The organism is Desulfocastanea catecholica (assembly GCF_054657295.1).
Map to the genome: position 1 here is coordinate 88,408 of NZ_BAAHYZ010000011.1, position 15,694 is coordinate 104,101.

Consider the following 15,694-nt stretch of genomic DNA (forward strand, 5'->3'; position numbering starts at 1 on the left):
GTGGCTGGATCAGCAGCTGTCGCTGGTCTTTGCCGATTTCAGATAGCACAACACCTGCTGGGATTCCACGTCCGAATGGATAATCAATCCAGCCTCACGAACCTCCGCCACCTTCACCACCGGGGCCAGGTATCCATCTGCCGGACTGACGGCGGCCAGCTGGTTGGGCAGGGACAGCAGCCAGGGGCGGTTGAACAGTACATCGGGCTGTTCCGGATAAATGGCCATGTAGAAGATATTGGTTTCGATAAGATCATGGAAAAAATGGGTGCCGAATGACAGATCAGGAATCAGGCTGCCATGCCGGTAGCTGATTTCCGCCATCGCCGTGATGTGGTTAATCTCCGAAAAATGGACGGGCACCCCCATCGCCGGGGTCTGCGTTCCCCACCGGCCAGGTCCGAGCAGCAGGGTCGGGTTTGCTTCCTGATCGACAATGCTCCGGTTCAGCTTGCCGATCAGACGGGCAACACTGTATTTCTCCGAGAGTGACAGCCGAGTGTACTGCTCCGGGTCGACGAAAATGATCAGCGCGATCGGCTGGATGACATTACCGCCTATGAATCGGCCGTCCATGCGCACAAAGACGTCGGTGGTGGGAATTGTATCAGGCAGAGGGCTCCCGGCACTCATGCCGATGGTCTGAAACGGGCGGCACTGCAGCAGGTTGATCTGGATCTCTCCGGCCTGATTGAAATTGACGGTAAATTCAATATCCACCGGATGACGGTAGATCTGTTTCAAGCGATCGAGCAGCGAACGCATCATCTCGATGAACGGGGTCGTCGTCAGGAACGGATCAAATGTCAGTATCCGCTGGTCTCTTTCCGGCAAGCCCATGTCCCGGCGAGCCTGCATGGCTTCCGTGTCACGAACAGTCAGCAGATCGATATTTGCCGGGACACTTTTTTCCAGCATTGCCGCAAAGGCCACGCTCTCAATGCGGTTTTCCCGGAGATTCAATACGTCGACGTAGTGCTGGGAAAATCTTCGCATATCCTTCATGCCGGACAACGGTTTGACCAGCGGGTCATCGATGGCAATGATCCTCGGATAATCGTTTTCCACCCGATCGACCGCACGTGTCCCTAAACCATAGACCAGACGGATCATGCCCGCCTGCGGGTCCATGCCTTTTTTCCAGACGAACGGATTGTGCGACAGTCCGACCCCGCCCATCTCCGGGAAGAAAAAATCTTCTCGATAGGCTCCCGATACCCGCTGGACGAGCAGGGCCATCTGCTCGTCCAGCTGGTCGAGACCTCGCTGGAGGCGGTAGGCAAGGGCATCCTCATTCATGATACTGGCGAAAATATGGCGAACGGTTGTCTCGAACATCTCGTATCGCTTTTCCGGTGGGCCCTGGTTGACACAGAAACAGCTTTCGTATTTGCCGGCGAAGGCGCTGCCGAAAGCGTCTTCGAGCAGGCTGGAAGAGCGGACGATAATCGGCGACTGGCCGAAATACTCGAGCATCAGCTGAAATTGTTCAGTGATCTCTTCGGGAAAAACTCCGGTCAGCAGACGTTCACGCAGTTCCGCTCCACGTTCGAAATAGCCTTCCCGAGTCTTATGGGCCATGAAAAGCTTCCACCAGCCGTTCTGGACGATGTAGCTGTAAAATATGTCAGAACCGATATAGAAGGAATCATGTTGTTCCAGGACATCGTTCCAGTTGTGCATGGAGTCGCCGGCAAGGATTTTACGCGCCAACAGCATGCCCACCGATTTACCACCGATGAATCCGGTACCGATCAAACGCACCTTGATCTGCAGGAGATCGTCCAGGGTCACATGTTCTCTGATCAGCGACAGCAGCTCCTTGTTCCTGGTCAGTAACAGGCGGCTGAGTTGTTCCACCATGTCCTGCTTTTCCTCGTCCGGCGCTTTCGATGCGTTGAGGGCTCCGGCCTGGATAAACAGGTGGTCCCAATAATCCAGATGCCGATGCGCGATGCCGGCTTTGTGACGGAAGAGATGGCTGAACAGCTCGGAGGCGTCGACGCTGTTGATCACCGGATCAAGAATGTGCTTCCGCTTGATATGCGGGAAAAACATGGTAGGTGAATAGCGATGCTGGACTTTTATCGGGTGGATGCAGGTTCGACCCTTATAATTGTAAACATCGATGAGCACCTGGGTGGTTTCCCTGATCCGGGCAATTGCCTTGAAGGAGTGACGGTCGCGGAGGATGGCGAAATAGGCGATGGTGTTCAGTTCATAGAGGTAGGGGCAGGTGATGGAAAAAAAATCGCCGATCATCAGATCCGTGGCCCACACATGCAACAGATCGGAGAGGGAGTCAAAAACATAGAAGGCGTTTCTGCCCTCTTGGGTAATGATACTGTGGACCTGCGAGGAAAATGATTCGAAACCCTGTTCCTCGCTGAGCTGGTAGACCGTTATCAGGTCACGGCGATCCTCGAGCATGGGTAAATGGCGGGCGAAACGGAGATAGATAACCCGCTTATTGTTTGTCAGGGCGCAGTTGACAAAGTCTGTTACCAGACGCTGATAGTCGTCTATTGCATCCACCTGCCAGACGACGTTGTCTCCGGGGCGCAGATGGTCGATAATCCGGTCCAAACTTTCCCAGCCGGTGCTGACCGAGGCATAAGAGGCCATAAGACATGCTCCTTTTCGGGTTGATCTGTCACTGCTCGTTGTATAATAGCTTATCTGCTGAAATATTGATAGGCGGAGAACTCATCTCAGTATCGAGGCAAAACCTCGCCTAGTCCGATCCTGCCTGCCATGACCCTGGACAGGGATTTTCTGTCCACAGAGCATCACCGCTGCGTAATCGCTTTTAGAGGCTTGTCCGCATGTCATTTCTGATCTAACGAGCCAATAATGCAACAAGACAAATAAAAGCACTTTTTTTTGCATAGTAAATTTAGTTATAATTAAGTATAAAAAGAACAATAAAACGAATAGTGTTAGACAATCGAGCAGACAAGGAGGCGAGTAATGGCATGTGCACCAGACCCAGGGAAAGGAATTTGGGCAAATCCTGTTCGTTGTTTCTTGACCGTGCCGGTTGAAAATTCATTTTACCGGGATTTTACCTATGAAGACAAGTAAGCTTCTGATATTTTGTGCTATGTTTTCTTTTTTCGTGGCGATAGTCATGTTTGCTTATTTGGTCTATGCTTCAAAAGGATTGTCGTATCTTTCGAAAGATCCGAAGGCATGTATCAATTGTCATGTCATGAATACCCAATATGCAACGTGGCAGCACAGTTCACATGCCAGGGCGGCGACGTGCGTCGAGTGTCATCTGCCGACCGATTCGACAGTCAACAAGTATATGGCAAAAGCCCGGGACGGGTGGAATCATTCCGTAGCTTTTACCCTGAACACTTTCGCCCATCGTATAGAAATCAGTGAAGATGCAGCCAATCGGGTTCAGGCCAACTGTATCTCCTGTCATGCTCGGTTGACCGAGACACTTATTGCCAACCGGGACAGATATCATGATTTTAGCGGTACGCCGGTAGACGACAGAAAATGCTGGGAGTGTCACAGAGACGTACCCCATGGTAAAGCAAGAGGTTTAGCATCAACGCCTAATAATCTTGGTGTGAGAGAACTATAATCAGCGGAGGGGAAAGTGAATAAATATAAACTATTACTTGGCGGTTCTTTGGTAGCGATTGCGGCAATGGCATTTATGGCCAGCTCTATCAGTGGTAAGCAGGCGGAAAGAGAAAGTATCAATACCAGTCCGGTGGTGAAAGCGGAAGGTTTCGAGAGTAAAAACGAAGAGTGGGCAAGATATTTTCCCCGGCAGTATGACTCCTGGAAAGAGACCAGGCAGAATGACAATATAGACGATATGCTCGAGAAGAACCCGCAGCTGGTCATTCTCTGGGCCGGTTATGGTTTTTCCAAAGACTACAATGCACCACGGGGTCATTTTTACGCGCTGCAGAGTAATATCAACACGCTGCGCACCGGTGCCCCGACCGGACCTGCCACCGGCCCCATGCCCACCGCCTGCTGGACGTGTAAATCTCCCGATGTGCCGCGGGTCATGGACGAGCAGGGGGAAAACGAATATTTTACCGGCGCATGGGCCAGGCTCGGAGATCAGATTGTCAATCCTATCGGCTGTGCCGATTGCCATGACAGCAAAACGGCAAATCTGAAGATTTCCCGCCCCTATCTACTGCGTGCACTGGAGGCCAGCGGCACGAAGCTCGACGAAATATCCCATCAGGATATGCGTTCTCTGGTCTGCGCCCAGTGCCATGTCGAGTACTATTTCAAAGATACCAAATATAAAGACGCTGAAGGGAAGGAGCAGCTGGCCAAGGTTGTTACCTTGCCCTGGGCGGAAGGTCTCACCGGCGAAGCCATGGAAACGTATTATAATGGCTATGGCTTTAGCGACTGGACCCATTCAATCAGCAAGACGCCGATGTTAAAAGCCCAGCACCCGGGCTATGAATTGTATAAAACAGGTATTCATGCCAGGCGTGATGTGGCCTGTGCCGATTGTCACATGCCGTATAAACAGGAAGGTGCGGTGAAATTTTCTGATCACCATATCACCAGCCCCCTCGACAATATCGACACGACGTGTTTGAACTGTCACGGGGAAAGTGAGGAAGAGTTCAGGGCTGTCGTTAAACTAAAATTTGACAGAAAGGAGCAGTTGTTGAAAATTGCCCTGGACAACACCGCCAAGGCTCACCTCGAAGCCGGCAAGGCCTGGGAAGCAGGCGCCACGGAAGCTGAAATGAAAGAGGTGCTTGAGTTTATACGCTCCGGCCAATGGCTGCTCGACTACTCCATTGCCAGTCATGGTTCCTTTTATCATGCGCCGGAAGAGACCCTCAGGCTCTTAAGCGTTGCCAACGAAAAGGCGCAGCAGGCACGACTCATGCTGGTTACGGTATTAGGCAAGCACAATGTCTTTGACTATGTCGCGCCCGACTTCTCGACGAAAGAGAAGGCCCAGGCAGTAGCCGGTGTTAATTTGCCGCAACTGGTCGATGAAAAACAGGAATTCAAGAAAACCCTGCTGGAGGAGTGGAATCAGACGGCGGTGAACGAAGGTCGGTTGAACCTCGATTCCAGAAAGGGGATGAGCGACAAGAGCTCCTATGCCAAGTAAGAGAAGGCCTTCATCCCGGTAGTATTGCGTGCCCTGAAAAATGATTGTCATTTTTCAGGGCATTTTTTTTGCCTTAAAAATGGTCTGCCGACTCAAGCCGTTTCCTGGACAGTGTGCCGGCGCCCTTCGATGGCGGTGATCAGTCGGTCGATCTCAGAGAGATGGATGTCACGCTGGGGAAAGGGGATTTCTATCCCTTCTCGGTTGAGCGCTGCGTAAATTGTAAAAAGCAGATCGGATTTGACGCTGAGAATTTCGCCGATATCGCGCAGGAAGCAGCGTAATTCCAGATCGAGGGAGCTCTCGCCAAGGCCAATAAAGAGAACCGACGGCGGCGGATGGGTGTAGATTGCCTTGTGTGATTTGGCCGCATCCAGGAGAATCTCCCGGGTTTTTTCGAGATCGCTGCCGTATGCGACGCCGACCGGAACGATCAGCCGTCCGGTCATGCTCGATAAGGTCATATTCTTGACGGTACCGCTGATCAGGTCGGAGTTGGGCAAAACGACATCGTGTCGGTCAAAGGTCTCGATGCGGGTTGAGCGTACCGAAATCTTGCGGACAACGCCGGAGTAACCGGAAACCTCGATCCAGTCACCCTCTTTGATGGGGCGCTCGACCAGCAGGATGATACCGGAGACGAAGTTCGAGACGATGGTCTGCAGGCCAAAACCGATACCCAGCGACAGGGCGCCGGCAACTACCGCCAGGTTTTTGAGGTTTAACCCTGCCGCGGAGACGGCAATCAGAGCGGCCAGCGTCAACCCGATATAGCCGATGCCGGTAACCGTGGCGGTCTGCGCCCCCCTGTCGAGCTTGGTCCGCGGTAAAACGGACACCCTGAGCAGCCGCTGCAGCCACCGGGTGAGAAACACGCCAAGGGTGAAGAGCAGCACCAGGGTCATCACCATATCGAGGGAAAGGCGTATCTCGCCAAGTTGCACCCCGTCGGTCAGCAGTCGCCAGATCTCGCGTAGATCGGCGATACTCGCTCCCCAGGCCATGGCCATGGGTGGCGCAAAAGCGATGACCAGCAGACAAATAACGCAGACAGGCAGCAGCGAAAGAGGATTTTTCTCTTCTGCTTGACCTGTTTGCAAGACTGCCTGAAGAATAATCACCACGACATTGTACAGCAGCAGGGCAAGGCCGAGCAGGATGACGGTCAGCACGATCGAGTGGACCGCCTCTTGAGAAAGCTTGATGAAGCCAAGAAGGACGAAGAGAGGGACAATCAGCGCCGCCCCCTGCATCAGCCGGGAAATCAAATATAAGAATCCTGAATCAATGGTCTTTTTCTCGTCGTCCCCATCCGGCGGTGATGGAACGTCCGTTTCTCTGGCGCCACTGGTAAGCAATAGCCGTCCGAACTGCCAGAGCAGCAGACAGGAATAGAGGATAAAGGGTGCGGCCAGTACCGAAATAGTTTCTTCCGAGATGATGGAGCTTGCCACAATTTTCTCGACCAGCAGTTCGATGGCAAGCATCACGCCAAATCCAAGGCACAGGCAAAACCCGGTTCGGGCATGGTCGTCCGTAAAAGAGAGGAGTCGTTCTTCGGGGTTTGCCGGTGAGAAGATGGTATACCCAAGCCAGTAGGCGACGATCACAATGGCCGCCATGACCGGCAAGGCTTCGGTAAGAGTCAATACGTCGGGAGGGGTTACCTCGACCAGCTTGATAGTCAGCAGCAGTGCCGCCGCACCAATAGCCGGTAATGCCAGGCGAGAAAGGCTTTTCAGGGCGACCAACGACCAGCGGTGCCATCTGGTCCGGCCGATAGCCGAGGCGCTCTCCAGGCGACGCAGAATCAGCGGTTGGCCGACCAGCAAGACAGCCAGACCAAATATGACCAGGATCACCATTGTCGGGATATTCTCTTTTAGGCGATCGATCTCCCCTGGTTCCTGCAGGGAGGTTTTGATCTGGTCGAGGATATGTCCCGTGTATGCGGTGAGATCATCTGCCGCAGTGAGCCATGCATGCGGTAACAGGGGCGTCGGGAATCTGCGGAGCAGTACCAGGGTCTGCTGGTTGCGGATCCGCTCATCGAATTCACGTATAAGCACTTCCGATTGCTGTAAAATTTCATTTGCCAGTCGAATGGGCTCTTCTGCCTTAGCCAGCATGGCGTTAAGCTCTGCCCGGCGGCCGGCAATTTCCTCCGATTCGCTTGTTCCCTCCGCCGGCGGCGGGCCAAGGCCATCAAGTTGTGCCCGGATGGTACGCCCTTCGACGCTGCCCTTGTTAACAATAGCCCTGGATGTGTCACGGAGGTCGGCGAGCTGTTCGCGGAATTTTTTCAACGTCTGCCGGGTAATTTCCTTTGATTCGAGAGCCTTTTGCGAACGTTCAATAAGGGCCTTGGCCCCGACCATCACCGCATCGGGCTTCTCTCCGACCTCTTTTTGCGCAACGGAAGTCCCGGTGGTCAGGAAGAGAAAGACGACAACCAGGACAAGATGCAGAAACAGGCTGAAATTTCTGCCGCATCCTTGGCGGAGCTGCCGTGCAGCGTTCAATTGCTCGATTCGTTTATACATATTTTTCTCAATGAAATGGCCAACCCCTACGGTGTCTTTTCACCAATCAGTTTTTCCATCTTGACCGCCAGTTCATACGACAGATCAGCAACCAGCATACTCAGAGCCTTCACCAGTCCCGGATATCCCGGTTCTGTCGACGGTCTGCGCAAGACACTTCGGCCACTCTGCAGCACTATTGAACTCTTGGCGTCTATTATACGCCACTTCGCTTCCAGTGCCGTCTCGCCATTCAGTGTTCCGTCAAACCGCTGGATATCGAGTGCAACACTGCAGGTTGGTGTAAAATAGGACATCCAGGGGAAAAAACCGACATTTTCAACAGCAAGCAGCAGACGGAGATTGTCACCTATGGCCGAGAGAAGATCTTTTTCCAGGACCCCGGCCCAGCGGTTGTATTCGTCAAATTGAAACTGGTTTTCATAGTGTCGCGTGACGATCTGTGACCGCTGCAGGCTGTCAGGGATGGTGAGCGGGCCAATACCCAGTTTCATCTCGGGATGAACGCCGACGCGCCGGGTATCGCCCAGTTGTTCCATGGTCAGCAAGCCGAAGTACCTCACTTCGGGGGCACTGCGCAAGGTGCAGCCGGAGAGGAACAAAACACTTAATAACAGACTTCCGGTCAACACACATACCAGGTATCGGATCATTTTTTCTCTCCCTCTTTGCCGAGAAGCAGCGCTTGCGGATCTCGCTCAAGTAATTCAATCAAAGAGCGCAGTGAACGAATAGCCGTCGAGAACTCGTCGGTGATCTTCCGGGTATTGTAATTCAAGGCTGAATTCGGGCCGAGCATTTGGTCGATACCTGCAAGCGTTTCCTTGAGTTCATCCAGAGATGTGTTAATTTTCGGCAGCGTCTCATTGTTGATTTGAGGCATGGTCTCGCTGTTGATTTTGTTGAAAAGCGATTTGAGCTCCACAAGCAGTGTGCTCAGATCCGTTACTGCCGTCGCAACACTCTGACCAATCTTGCCAAACTGTACCTTTTCGATTGTTTTCAGGAGATTGTCAACACGATCAACAATCTGCATAATGGGTGTCGGCATGGTCGGCAAGACCTGATAGCCATTTTCAATGGCCAGTTTTTCAGGCATTGCATCACGATAAAAATCAAGATCAACATACAGCTGTCCGGTCAGCAGATTGCCTGTTTTTAACTGGGCGCGCAGACCTTTGTCGACCAGCAACTGTATCCGTTTGTTGGCCCGGTTGTCCTGCTGGAGCGCCAGGATTTGGCTGCTGGCGTCTCCGTTCTTGACCACTTTCCCTTCCCTGGTGATCAGGGCATTTATGCGTTCCGGTTCTATCATTATCAACACAGGGATGCGGAAATCTTCGGTGCGGAGATCAAACTGCAGTTCAACATTGACGACCTCACCGACCTTGATCCCCTTGATCTCGACCGGCGCCCCGGCAGACAAACCACGTACGGTTTGATTAAAATACAGCCAATAATATCTCTTGATGGCATAACTTTCTTCCGTGCTGCTGTGATAATTCTCATACAGCCGGAAAACACTGTTTTCTTCCGCCTGCTCAGTTGGCCGGTCGTGTGGAGTATCAAAAGTGATCCCTCCGAGGAGTATCGAGACCAGAGATTGCGTGTCCAGTTTGACCCCCGTCGCGTCTACGGTAAAATCGACACCGCTGGCATTCCAGAACCGGGTGTGCTGCTGAATTTTTTCATGGAAAGGCGCATTGACAAAGACCTTGAGCTGGATAGAGTCCGCTGTTATATCAAAATTATAATCGACCACCCGTCCGACCTTGACCCCCCTGTAATAAACAGGCGAGCCGAGATCAAGCGAACCGAGGCTTGCCGATTGAAGAATAAAATGCCTCCCCGGCAACCCGCCGGTCAGCGCCGGCGGTTTCTCCAGACCTGAAAAGGCCCGCCTGGTCACTCCTTCCGATGCAGGATTGCAGCCGATGTACGCCCCGGAAAAGAGGGTCCCCAGCCCCGAGACTTCGCCGGCTGCCACTCGAGCCCGCACCACCCAGAACTCGGTCTTGTCGGTCATATACCGTTCCGTATCCCGGTGCATCTCGGCAGTGACTACCACTCCGGAGAGATCATCCTTGAGTTCGATTTTCGAAACTTTACCTATCTCGAGGTCTTTATATTTGATGGTTGTTTTACCGGCCTCGAGCCCCTCAGCGCTTTCAAATGTTATGGTAATGATCGGCCCCTTCTCCGACATAGCCTTATAGGTGAGCCAGCCGCCGATCAGCAGAGCGATGATCGGCACCACCCAGATAATCGAGAAACCACGTCCGGTCTGCATCTGCACTTCAGGTGCAGTATACTGAGCCCCGGAATCCTCTTGACTCATGCGTCATCCTCCATAACGTCCCAGATCAGTCGCGGGTCGAAACATTCCGCGGCAATCATGGTGATCACCACCACAGATGCAAAATAAATTGCCGCCGGTCCGGCTTCGATATTTGCCAGCACCCCGAGCTTGACCAGAGCCACCAGAATCGTCACCACATAGACATCAACCATCGACCAGCGCCCGATCGCTTCGGTAATCCTGTAGAGAACGGTCCGGTCCTTTGGCCTCTTGACAGACTTGAACTGCACGGACAACAGCAAATAGATCAGAATGATAAATTTCATAAACGGGATAAAAATACTGGCGGTGAAGATCACCAGCGCGATCTCCCAGGATCCGCTATGTATGAAATAGATGACGCCGCTTATGATCGTGTCCGCCTGTGCAGATCCCAGCGCGGTGGTCACAGTCATGGGCAGGATATTAGCCGGAATGTACAAAATAATGGCGGCAAGCAGCAGGGCCCAGGTTCGAGCGATACTGTGCGGCTTTCGTTGATGCAGGGGACCACCGCATCGAGGGCAAAGCGCAATCTGCCGAGGCGCAGGCTTGGGCCAGCGACTGAGCAGGTGGCAGTCATGACAGCTGACCAGGCCGAGCTGTTTCGCCGAGGCAAAAATCTTCTCGTTTTTCACCAATCCCCCCCAAGTCGCTGCCATACCAGGTGTGTATCGATTGACGATATCGCACAGGTAAGGACGATGACTAACAGGCCGAAAGCTCCCACCGCCAGACCGGGCACTATTGTGGCCATCTTCGCCAGCTTGACCATCGCCACCAGGATGCCGAGCAGGTAAATCTCCATCATGCTCCAGGGTCGGAAATGTTGGAACAGGCGGAAAGAGGGGATGGCATAAACGGCGCGAATGTTCAGTTTCAACGGCAGGAAGATGTAGAGCAGAATCAGCATCTGCAGCAAGGGGATCAGCACACAGGTCAACAGCACCAGCGTTGCCAGGACAATTTCTCCCTGGAGAAACAGCTGTTGCACTCCGCTGAGAAGGGCGGTCTGCTGCATAATCGCGCCGCTCTTCATAGCTAGAAAGGGAAAGGAAACGGCAAGACCATACAACACCAGGCCGGCAATGGTCCAGGCCAGGGTTCGATCGATACTCCGAGCCTTGGTACTGAACAGAATCGAACCGCAACGCACACAGCGTGCCGAGGTGCCCACTGCCATTTTCGGGACAGTGTGCACCAGGTCACATTCATGGCAGGCAACTCGCTGCATATTTATTAAAGCACCTCAAGATACAGGTAAAGTTGAGCTCTCAGGAACAGAGTGCTACAGGACCGGCAGCAGGCTTTTTTGTTAAGGACGAAAAACAGGGTAAGTTCAATAGCACTTTTTTTCTATTTGGCACATCCTAGTCTATAGCAGTTATTGAGGCAATTTATTTTTACCGAGGGCATTTTTAGCTGGAGCTGGAAGCTCGATGATCGACCAGGTACTGCAGATAGCTATCGTCGGTACCGCAGCAGCCGCCGAGTATCTTCATGCCGAACTCGCTGTTCAACCGCAGCATGTTCTCACCCCAGTGCTGCAGATCATCGCGGTGCAGCACCTCGGCACCATCAAGCTGGCTATGGTCGAGTGACGAGCTGTTGGCCTGGATGCCGATGAGGCGCTCAAAGAGTGCCGGCGGCTGTCTTTCGGCACAGACAAAGGTCGGATAAACGCAGTTGACCATATAGCCCAGCGGCGGGGTGGCGAGATCGTTGTCAATGGCGGTGATGGCCTCGACAAGAGGGGTGCCGTCCAGCACCCGCGCCTGCCGGTCGATGACAAAACTATGATTGCCGGGATGCCCGCATGGGACAGGGCACGCGCCAAGCCTAAGCCTTCGGAGACGGCGGGAATGGTCTGGGCGACGATGCAGTCAACCCCGGCCTCGGCAAGTCGCGAGATCTGCCACTGATGAAAATCAGAGGCGGCATCAATGCTTAGTGCCTGCTCCGGTCGATAACAGTCGTTTTTCGGACCGATGAGGCCGCCAATGAATATTTCCGAATCCGGGGCCTGCCATTTTTGCTGCAGATCGCGCATAAAGGCGACCGCATCAGCGAGCAGCGACTGGTCAAATCCAGCCTCGGCCAGCCGCTCCCTGTCGACCCTCCAGGTCGGGGCGCAGAGCAGGATCGGCAGCGCCGCCCGGGCGGCTATCTCCCGGTATTGCCGATAGATGGCCGCCAGTTTCTCTCGTCCTTGTGCATGGTAAATCAGCGGAGTATTAAAGAGCGTCGGATGCAGCTCGACCTCGCCCGCGCGGCGAAGCCGTTCAGAGATGGCGCATTCGGTCAGCACCAGCGAAAAGGTATTGAGGGTCGATGATAAGCTCATGATCGCATATGTTCCTCTTGCATATATTCCGATTAGACGCCTGGCCAGCAACAGAGACGCAGTATTACTGAACGCCTCCTGCGGGGCAAGCTATTTTTTTCCACTCCCCTTCAGACAATTGCGGCAAATGCCTTCAACGCGAATCTCGATCCGCTCAACCTCTCCGGAAAAGGTTTTTCGCAGGTTTGCCATATCGACACTGAGGCACTCGGGGCTGAGGCAGTCAACGGCCGCGCATTTGCTGCAGATGAAATGAGGGTGCGGGGCGTGGTGCTCATTAGGCGCCATGCCGTAATGTGCCGCCCGGCCGCCGATGGAGATCCGTTCAAGGAGATTTTGTTCAACGAGTAATTCAAGAATCCTGTAGACCGTCACCTGGTTGATCGGCTGGGTTCTGCCTATGGTGTGAAATATCTCCGCCGCGGTCAAAGGACAGTTATTGCCGCCGATCACCTCCATGACATGCAGTCGATTGGCCGTGGCTTCCAGGCCAACATCTTTCAGCAGCTGTGTGTAGTTGCATTGTTCACACATGGTTAGATCGCTATATTGTTACAGTGCATGGGCCCGCCGCCAGTGTATTTTCCGCTTGAGTGAGAGCAGCTTGTCAAGCAGCAGAGAGAGCATAAAGCCGCAGCCGGAAAAAAGGATAATTGTCGCTCCCGAGGTGAGGTCGTAGGTATACGAACACCATAATCCTCCGGTGATAAACAGCATGCCGAGCAGGGAGGACACAAGCATCATCTGCAGCAGGGAACGGGTATATTTTTCAGCGATGTACGGCGGAACAGTAAGAAGGGCGATAACCAGGATCAGCCCGACGATCTGGACAACGATGACCACCGTCACCGCGACCATGCCGATGAGCAGGAAGTACAGCCCGCGGACCGGGACGCCGCGGACCTGGGCAAATTCCGCATCGTAGGACATGGCCAGCAGGTCGCGATAGTAGTATGCGGTCAGCAGCAGGATGCCCAGGCCGAGAAAAGTCATGAACAGCAGCTCGGAGCCTGGGACACTGAGGATGCTGCCGAACAGGTAGCTCATCAGATCGACATTGTAACCCGGCGTCAGGTCAAGGAGGATGATACCCGTGGCCATGCCGACTGACCACATGACGCCGATGAGGGTGTCGGAGCGTTCCTTCGCCTTGATGGAAATGGCCGCCATGAGCATCGCCGAGGCAAAGGCGAACAGTGTCGCGCCGAGCATGTAGGGCCAGCCGAGAAAGGAGGCCAGGCCGATGCCGCCATAGGCGCTGTGGGCAATGCCGCCGGAGAGGAAGACGAGACGATTGACGACGATCAGGGTGCCGATCACGCCGCAGATAATGCTGGCAAGAAGACCGGCAAACAGGGCGTTGCGCATGAATTCGAACTGCAGGGCGTCAAGCATTTTTTGCTCCGCTGGTTGGTATGGCCAGGTGGCTGTGGGCAACGACGCCGACCGGACAGATCTCCTGGACCGAACAGGAGTAGAATGCCTCAAGCAGGTCGCCGGAGGATTTGAAGGATTGGTGGTAATGCATTTTCTTGTTCAGACAGACGATTGATTTGGCATAGTTGGAGACGATCAGCAGATCATGGCTGACCATGACGATGGTCAGATCCTTGTTCAATTCCTTGAGCAGCTCGTAAAATTCAGATTGGCCCTTGGTATCTATGGAGGCGGTCGGCTCATCGAGAACCAGCAGCTGCGGTGAAGAGACCAGGGCGCGGGCAATCAGCACCCGCTGCCGTTGTCCGCCGGACAGAGCGACAATTTTCCGCTCGGCGACATCCCCGACCCCAAGCTTGTCGAGGATCGCCAGCGCCGCCTGTTTTTTTCCCGGAGGCAGGCGAAACTGAAACCTGTTTTCCGGGCTATAGGCCCCCATGAGGACAACATCGAGAGCCGTCGCCGGGAAACTGAGGTTGTGATTAACGTGCTGCGGTACATACCCAACCGTTGCAAAATGATGGTCCGGGGATTTCTGGTTGATGAGGATCTGTCCTTTCGATGGCTTGATCAGACCAAGAATCAACTTCAACAGGGTTGTTTTTCCGCCGCCGTTGGGGCCGATGATGGAGACGAAGTCACCGGCATAAACGGTCAGGTTGATATCGTGCAGGATGTCCTGCCCGTCCTTGGTATAGCACAGATCGGTTATTTCAATGATCGGGGCCGGGTTACTGGTGACACTGGTAATATTTGCACTATTGGTCATGGACGCGGTCATATTTTATTGTTTACCTGAGGGCGTTTTTGAGGCTTGCAGTAACCTGTTTCATGTTGTTCAGCCAGTCTTCAGCCAGCGGGTCGATAAAGATAACCTCCCCACCGATTTCCCGGGCGATAAGTTTGGCACTTTTGGTCGAAAACTGCGGTTGGGCAAAGACCACCGTAACCGCATTTTCCCTGGCCTGCTCAATTAATGCCCGTAACTGGGCGGGCTTTGGGTCTTTACCTTCTATTTCGATGGCGATCTGTTCCAAGCCGTATTCCTTGGCAAAATATCCCCAGGATGGATGGAAGACCATGAATTTCATGCCCTTCTTTTCCGCCAGGGTGCGGTGCAGTTCGTCGTTGAGGCGGTCGATATCCGCCAGGAAAGCTGCCAGATTCTGCTGAAACAAGGCTGCCTGTTCCGGGTACTCCCTTGCCAGGGCGGCGGCAATGGTCGCCGCTTGCTTTTTGACCAGCGGCGGTGACAGCCAGATATGCGGATCCAGGCCGCTGTCATGGATTCCTTCAGTTTTATTCTCGAGCTCGCCGGCTGGGTGCTGATCGGCCTGCTGGTCGTCATGATGTTCTTCCCCTTCATGATGGTGTTCGACCATGGCCAGCCTGTTGATCCCTTCTTCCGTGCGAATTATTTTCATCTTTGCATTAACCCCGGCAATCCTGTCAAGCCAGGCATTTTCAAAGGGAACACCAATGGAAAAATAGAGTGAACTGGAGGCTAATCCAGCCATTTGTGATGGTTTCGGCTCATAGGTCGCCGGGCTGGCACCTGGCTGGACCATGACCGCAACGTCGACAAAGTCCTTGCTAATTTGTTGCACAAAGAATTTTTGTGGTAATACAGAGACAAAAGCGGTTGGTTGGTCTTTGGCAGAGGTAGAGGCTGCACCTTGAAACAAGAATGCTACTATAAGTAGAACTGTTATGCGTTTTATCATGATGCCCTCTCCTTTCGAAGTTTGATGCAAAATATTCATGCAAATTAATTGCATCGGAAGGACAATTATATGGTATCGAATATTTTTTACAAGAGCTGTTTAAAAAGATTATAGTCGAGCGATACCAGCGCTGAAAATCACCTTACTTTTTTTCATAACAGTTCTGACGGGAGTCATCGGCTGTTT

At 53.3% G+C, this 15,694-nt stretch carries 12 protein-coding genes and 1 pseudogene; 2 read left to right on the top strand and 11 right to left on the bottom strand.

Annotated features, from left to right (window positions below; genetic code table 11):
- Positions 1-9: 9 nt before the first annotated feature.
- Positions 10-2,625, bottom strand: a complete 2,616-nt coding sequence (locus ACYQ8U_RS11805; protein ID WP_459945749.1) for a PEP/pyruvate-binding domain-containing protein — start codon at positions 2,623-2,625, stop codon at positions 10-12.
- A 445-nt stretch (positions 2,626-3,070) separates the two neighbouring features.
- Here ACYQ8U_RS11805 and nrfH point away from each other — a divergent pair, with 445 nt between their 5' ends.
- Both nrfH and nrfA read left to right on the top strand, forming a co-directional pair.
- Entirely contained in the window at positions 3,071-3,598 is a 528-nt protein-coding gene (nrfH, locus tag ACYQ8U_RS11810) for a cytochrome c nitrite reductase small subunit (protein WP_459945750.1), read from the top strand.
- A gap of 15 nt (positions 3,599-3,613) precedes the next feature.
- Positions 3,614-5,122: an ammonia-forming cytochrome c nitrite reductase gene (nrfA, locus tag ACYQ8U_RS11815; protein WP_459945751.1), complete on the top strand. Its 1,509-nt coding sequence runs from the start codon at positions 3,614-3,616 to the stop codon at positions 5,120-5,122.
- A gap of 92 nt (positions 5,123-5,214) precedes the next feature.
- Here the strand turns inward: nrfA and ACYQ8U_RS11820 are convergent, their stop codons facing one another.
- The 10 genes and pseudogenes from ACYQ8U_RS11820 to ACYQ8U_RS11865 all read right to left on the bottom strand — a co-directional run bounded on the left by ACYQ8U_RS11820 (position 5,215) and on the right by ACYQ8U_RS11865 (position 15,562).
- Entirely contained in the window at positions 5,215-7,665 is a 2,451-nt protein-coding gene (locus ACYQ8U_RS11820; protein WP_459945752.1) for a mechanosensitive ion channel family protein, read from the bottom strand.
- A gap of 26 nt (positions 7,666-7,691) precedes the next feature.
- Entirely contained in the window at positions 7,692-8,318 is a 627-nt protein-coding gene (locus ACYQ8U_RS11825; RefSeq protein ID WP_459945753.1) for a PqiC family protein, read from the bottom strand.
- Positions 8,315-10,003 (bottom strand): PqiB family protein, encoded by a 1,689-nt coding sequence (locus tag ACYQ8U_RS11830; protein ID WP_459945754.1) that lies wholly within the window; start codon positions 10,001-10,003, stop codon positions 8,315-8,317. The genes ACYQ8U_RS11825 and ACYQ8U_RS11830 overlap by 4 nt, the downstream gene beginning before the upstream one ends.
- Positions 10,000-10,641, bottom strand: coding sequence for a paraquat-inducible protein A (locus tag ACYQ8U_RS11835; RefSeq protein ID WP_459945755.1), 642 nt, complete (start codon positions 10,639-10,641; stop codon positions 10,000-10,002). The genes ACYQ8U_RS11830 and ACYQ8U_RS11835 overlap by 4 nt, the downstream gene beginning before the upstream one ends.
- A complete protein-coding gene (locus ACYQ8U_RS11840) occupies positions 10,638-11,237 on the bottom strand; it encodes a paraquat-inducible protein A (protein WP_459945756.1) in 600 nt (199 codons plus the stop codon). The genes ACYQ8U_RS11835 and ACYQ8U_RS11840 overlap by 4 nt, the downstream gene beginning before the upstream one ends.
- Before the next feature lie 184 nt (positions 11,238-11,421).
- Positions 11,422-12,347, bottom strand: a pseudogene (locus tag ACYQ8U_RS11845) (homocysteine S-methyltransferase family protein).
- A 90-nt stretch (positions 12,348-12,437) separates the two neighbouring features.
- Positions 12,438-12,881 carry a Fur family transcriptional regulator gene (locus ACYQ8U_RS11850; protein ID WP_459945757.1) on the bottom strand — a complete coding sequence of 148 codons (444 nt, stop codon included), beginning with the start codon at positions 12,879-12,881 and terminating at the stop codon, positions 12,438-12,440.
- A gap of 18 nt (positions 12,882-12,899) precedes the next feature.
- Positions 12,900-13,742 carry a metal ABC transporter permease gene (locus ACYQ8U_RS11855; RefSeq protein WP_459945758.1) on the bottom strand — a complete coding sequence of 281 codons (843 nt, stop codon included), beginning with the start codon at positions 13,740-13,742 and terminating at the stop codon, positions 12,900-12,902.
- Positions 13,735-14,553 carry a metal ABC transporter ATP-binding protein gene (locus tag ACYQ8U_RS11860; RefSeq protein ID WP_459945759.1) on the bottom strand — a complete coding sequence of 273 codons (819 nt, stop codon included), beginning with the start codon at positions 14,551-14,553 and terminating at the stop codon, positions 13,735-13,737. The genes ACYQ8U_RS11855 and ACYQ8U_RS11860 overlap by 8 nt, the downstream gene beginning before the upstream one ends.
- Positions 14,554-14,575: 22 nt before the next feature.
- Positions 14,576-15,562 carry a metal ABC transporter solute-binding protein, Zn/Mn family gene (locus tag ACYQ8U_RS11865; RefSeq protein WP_459945760.1) on the bottom strand — a complete coding sequence of 329 codons (987 nt, stop codon included), beginning with the start codon at positions 15,560-15,562 and terminating at the stop codon, positions 14,576-14,578.
- Positions 15,563-15,694 lie beyond the last annotated feature (132 nt).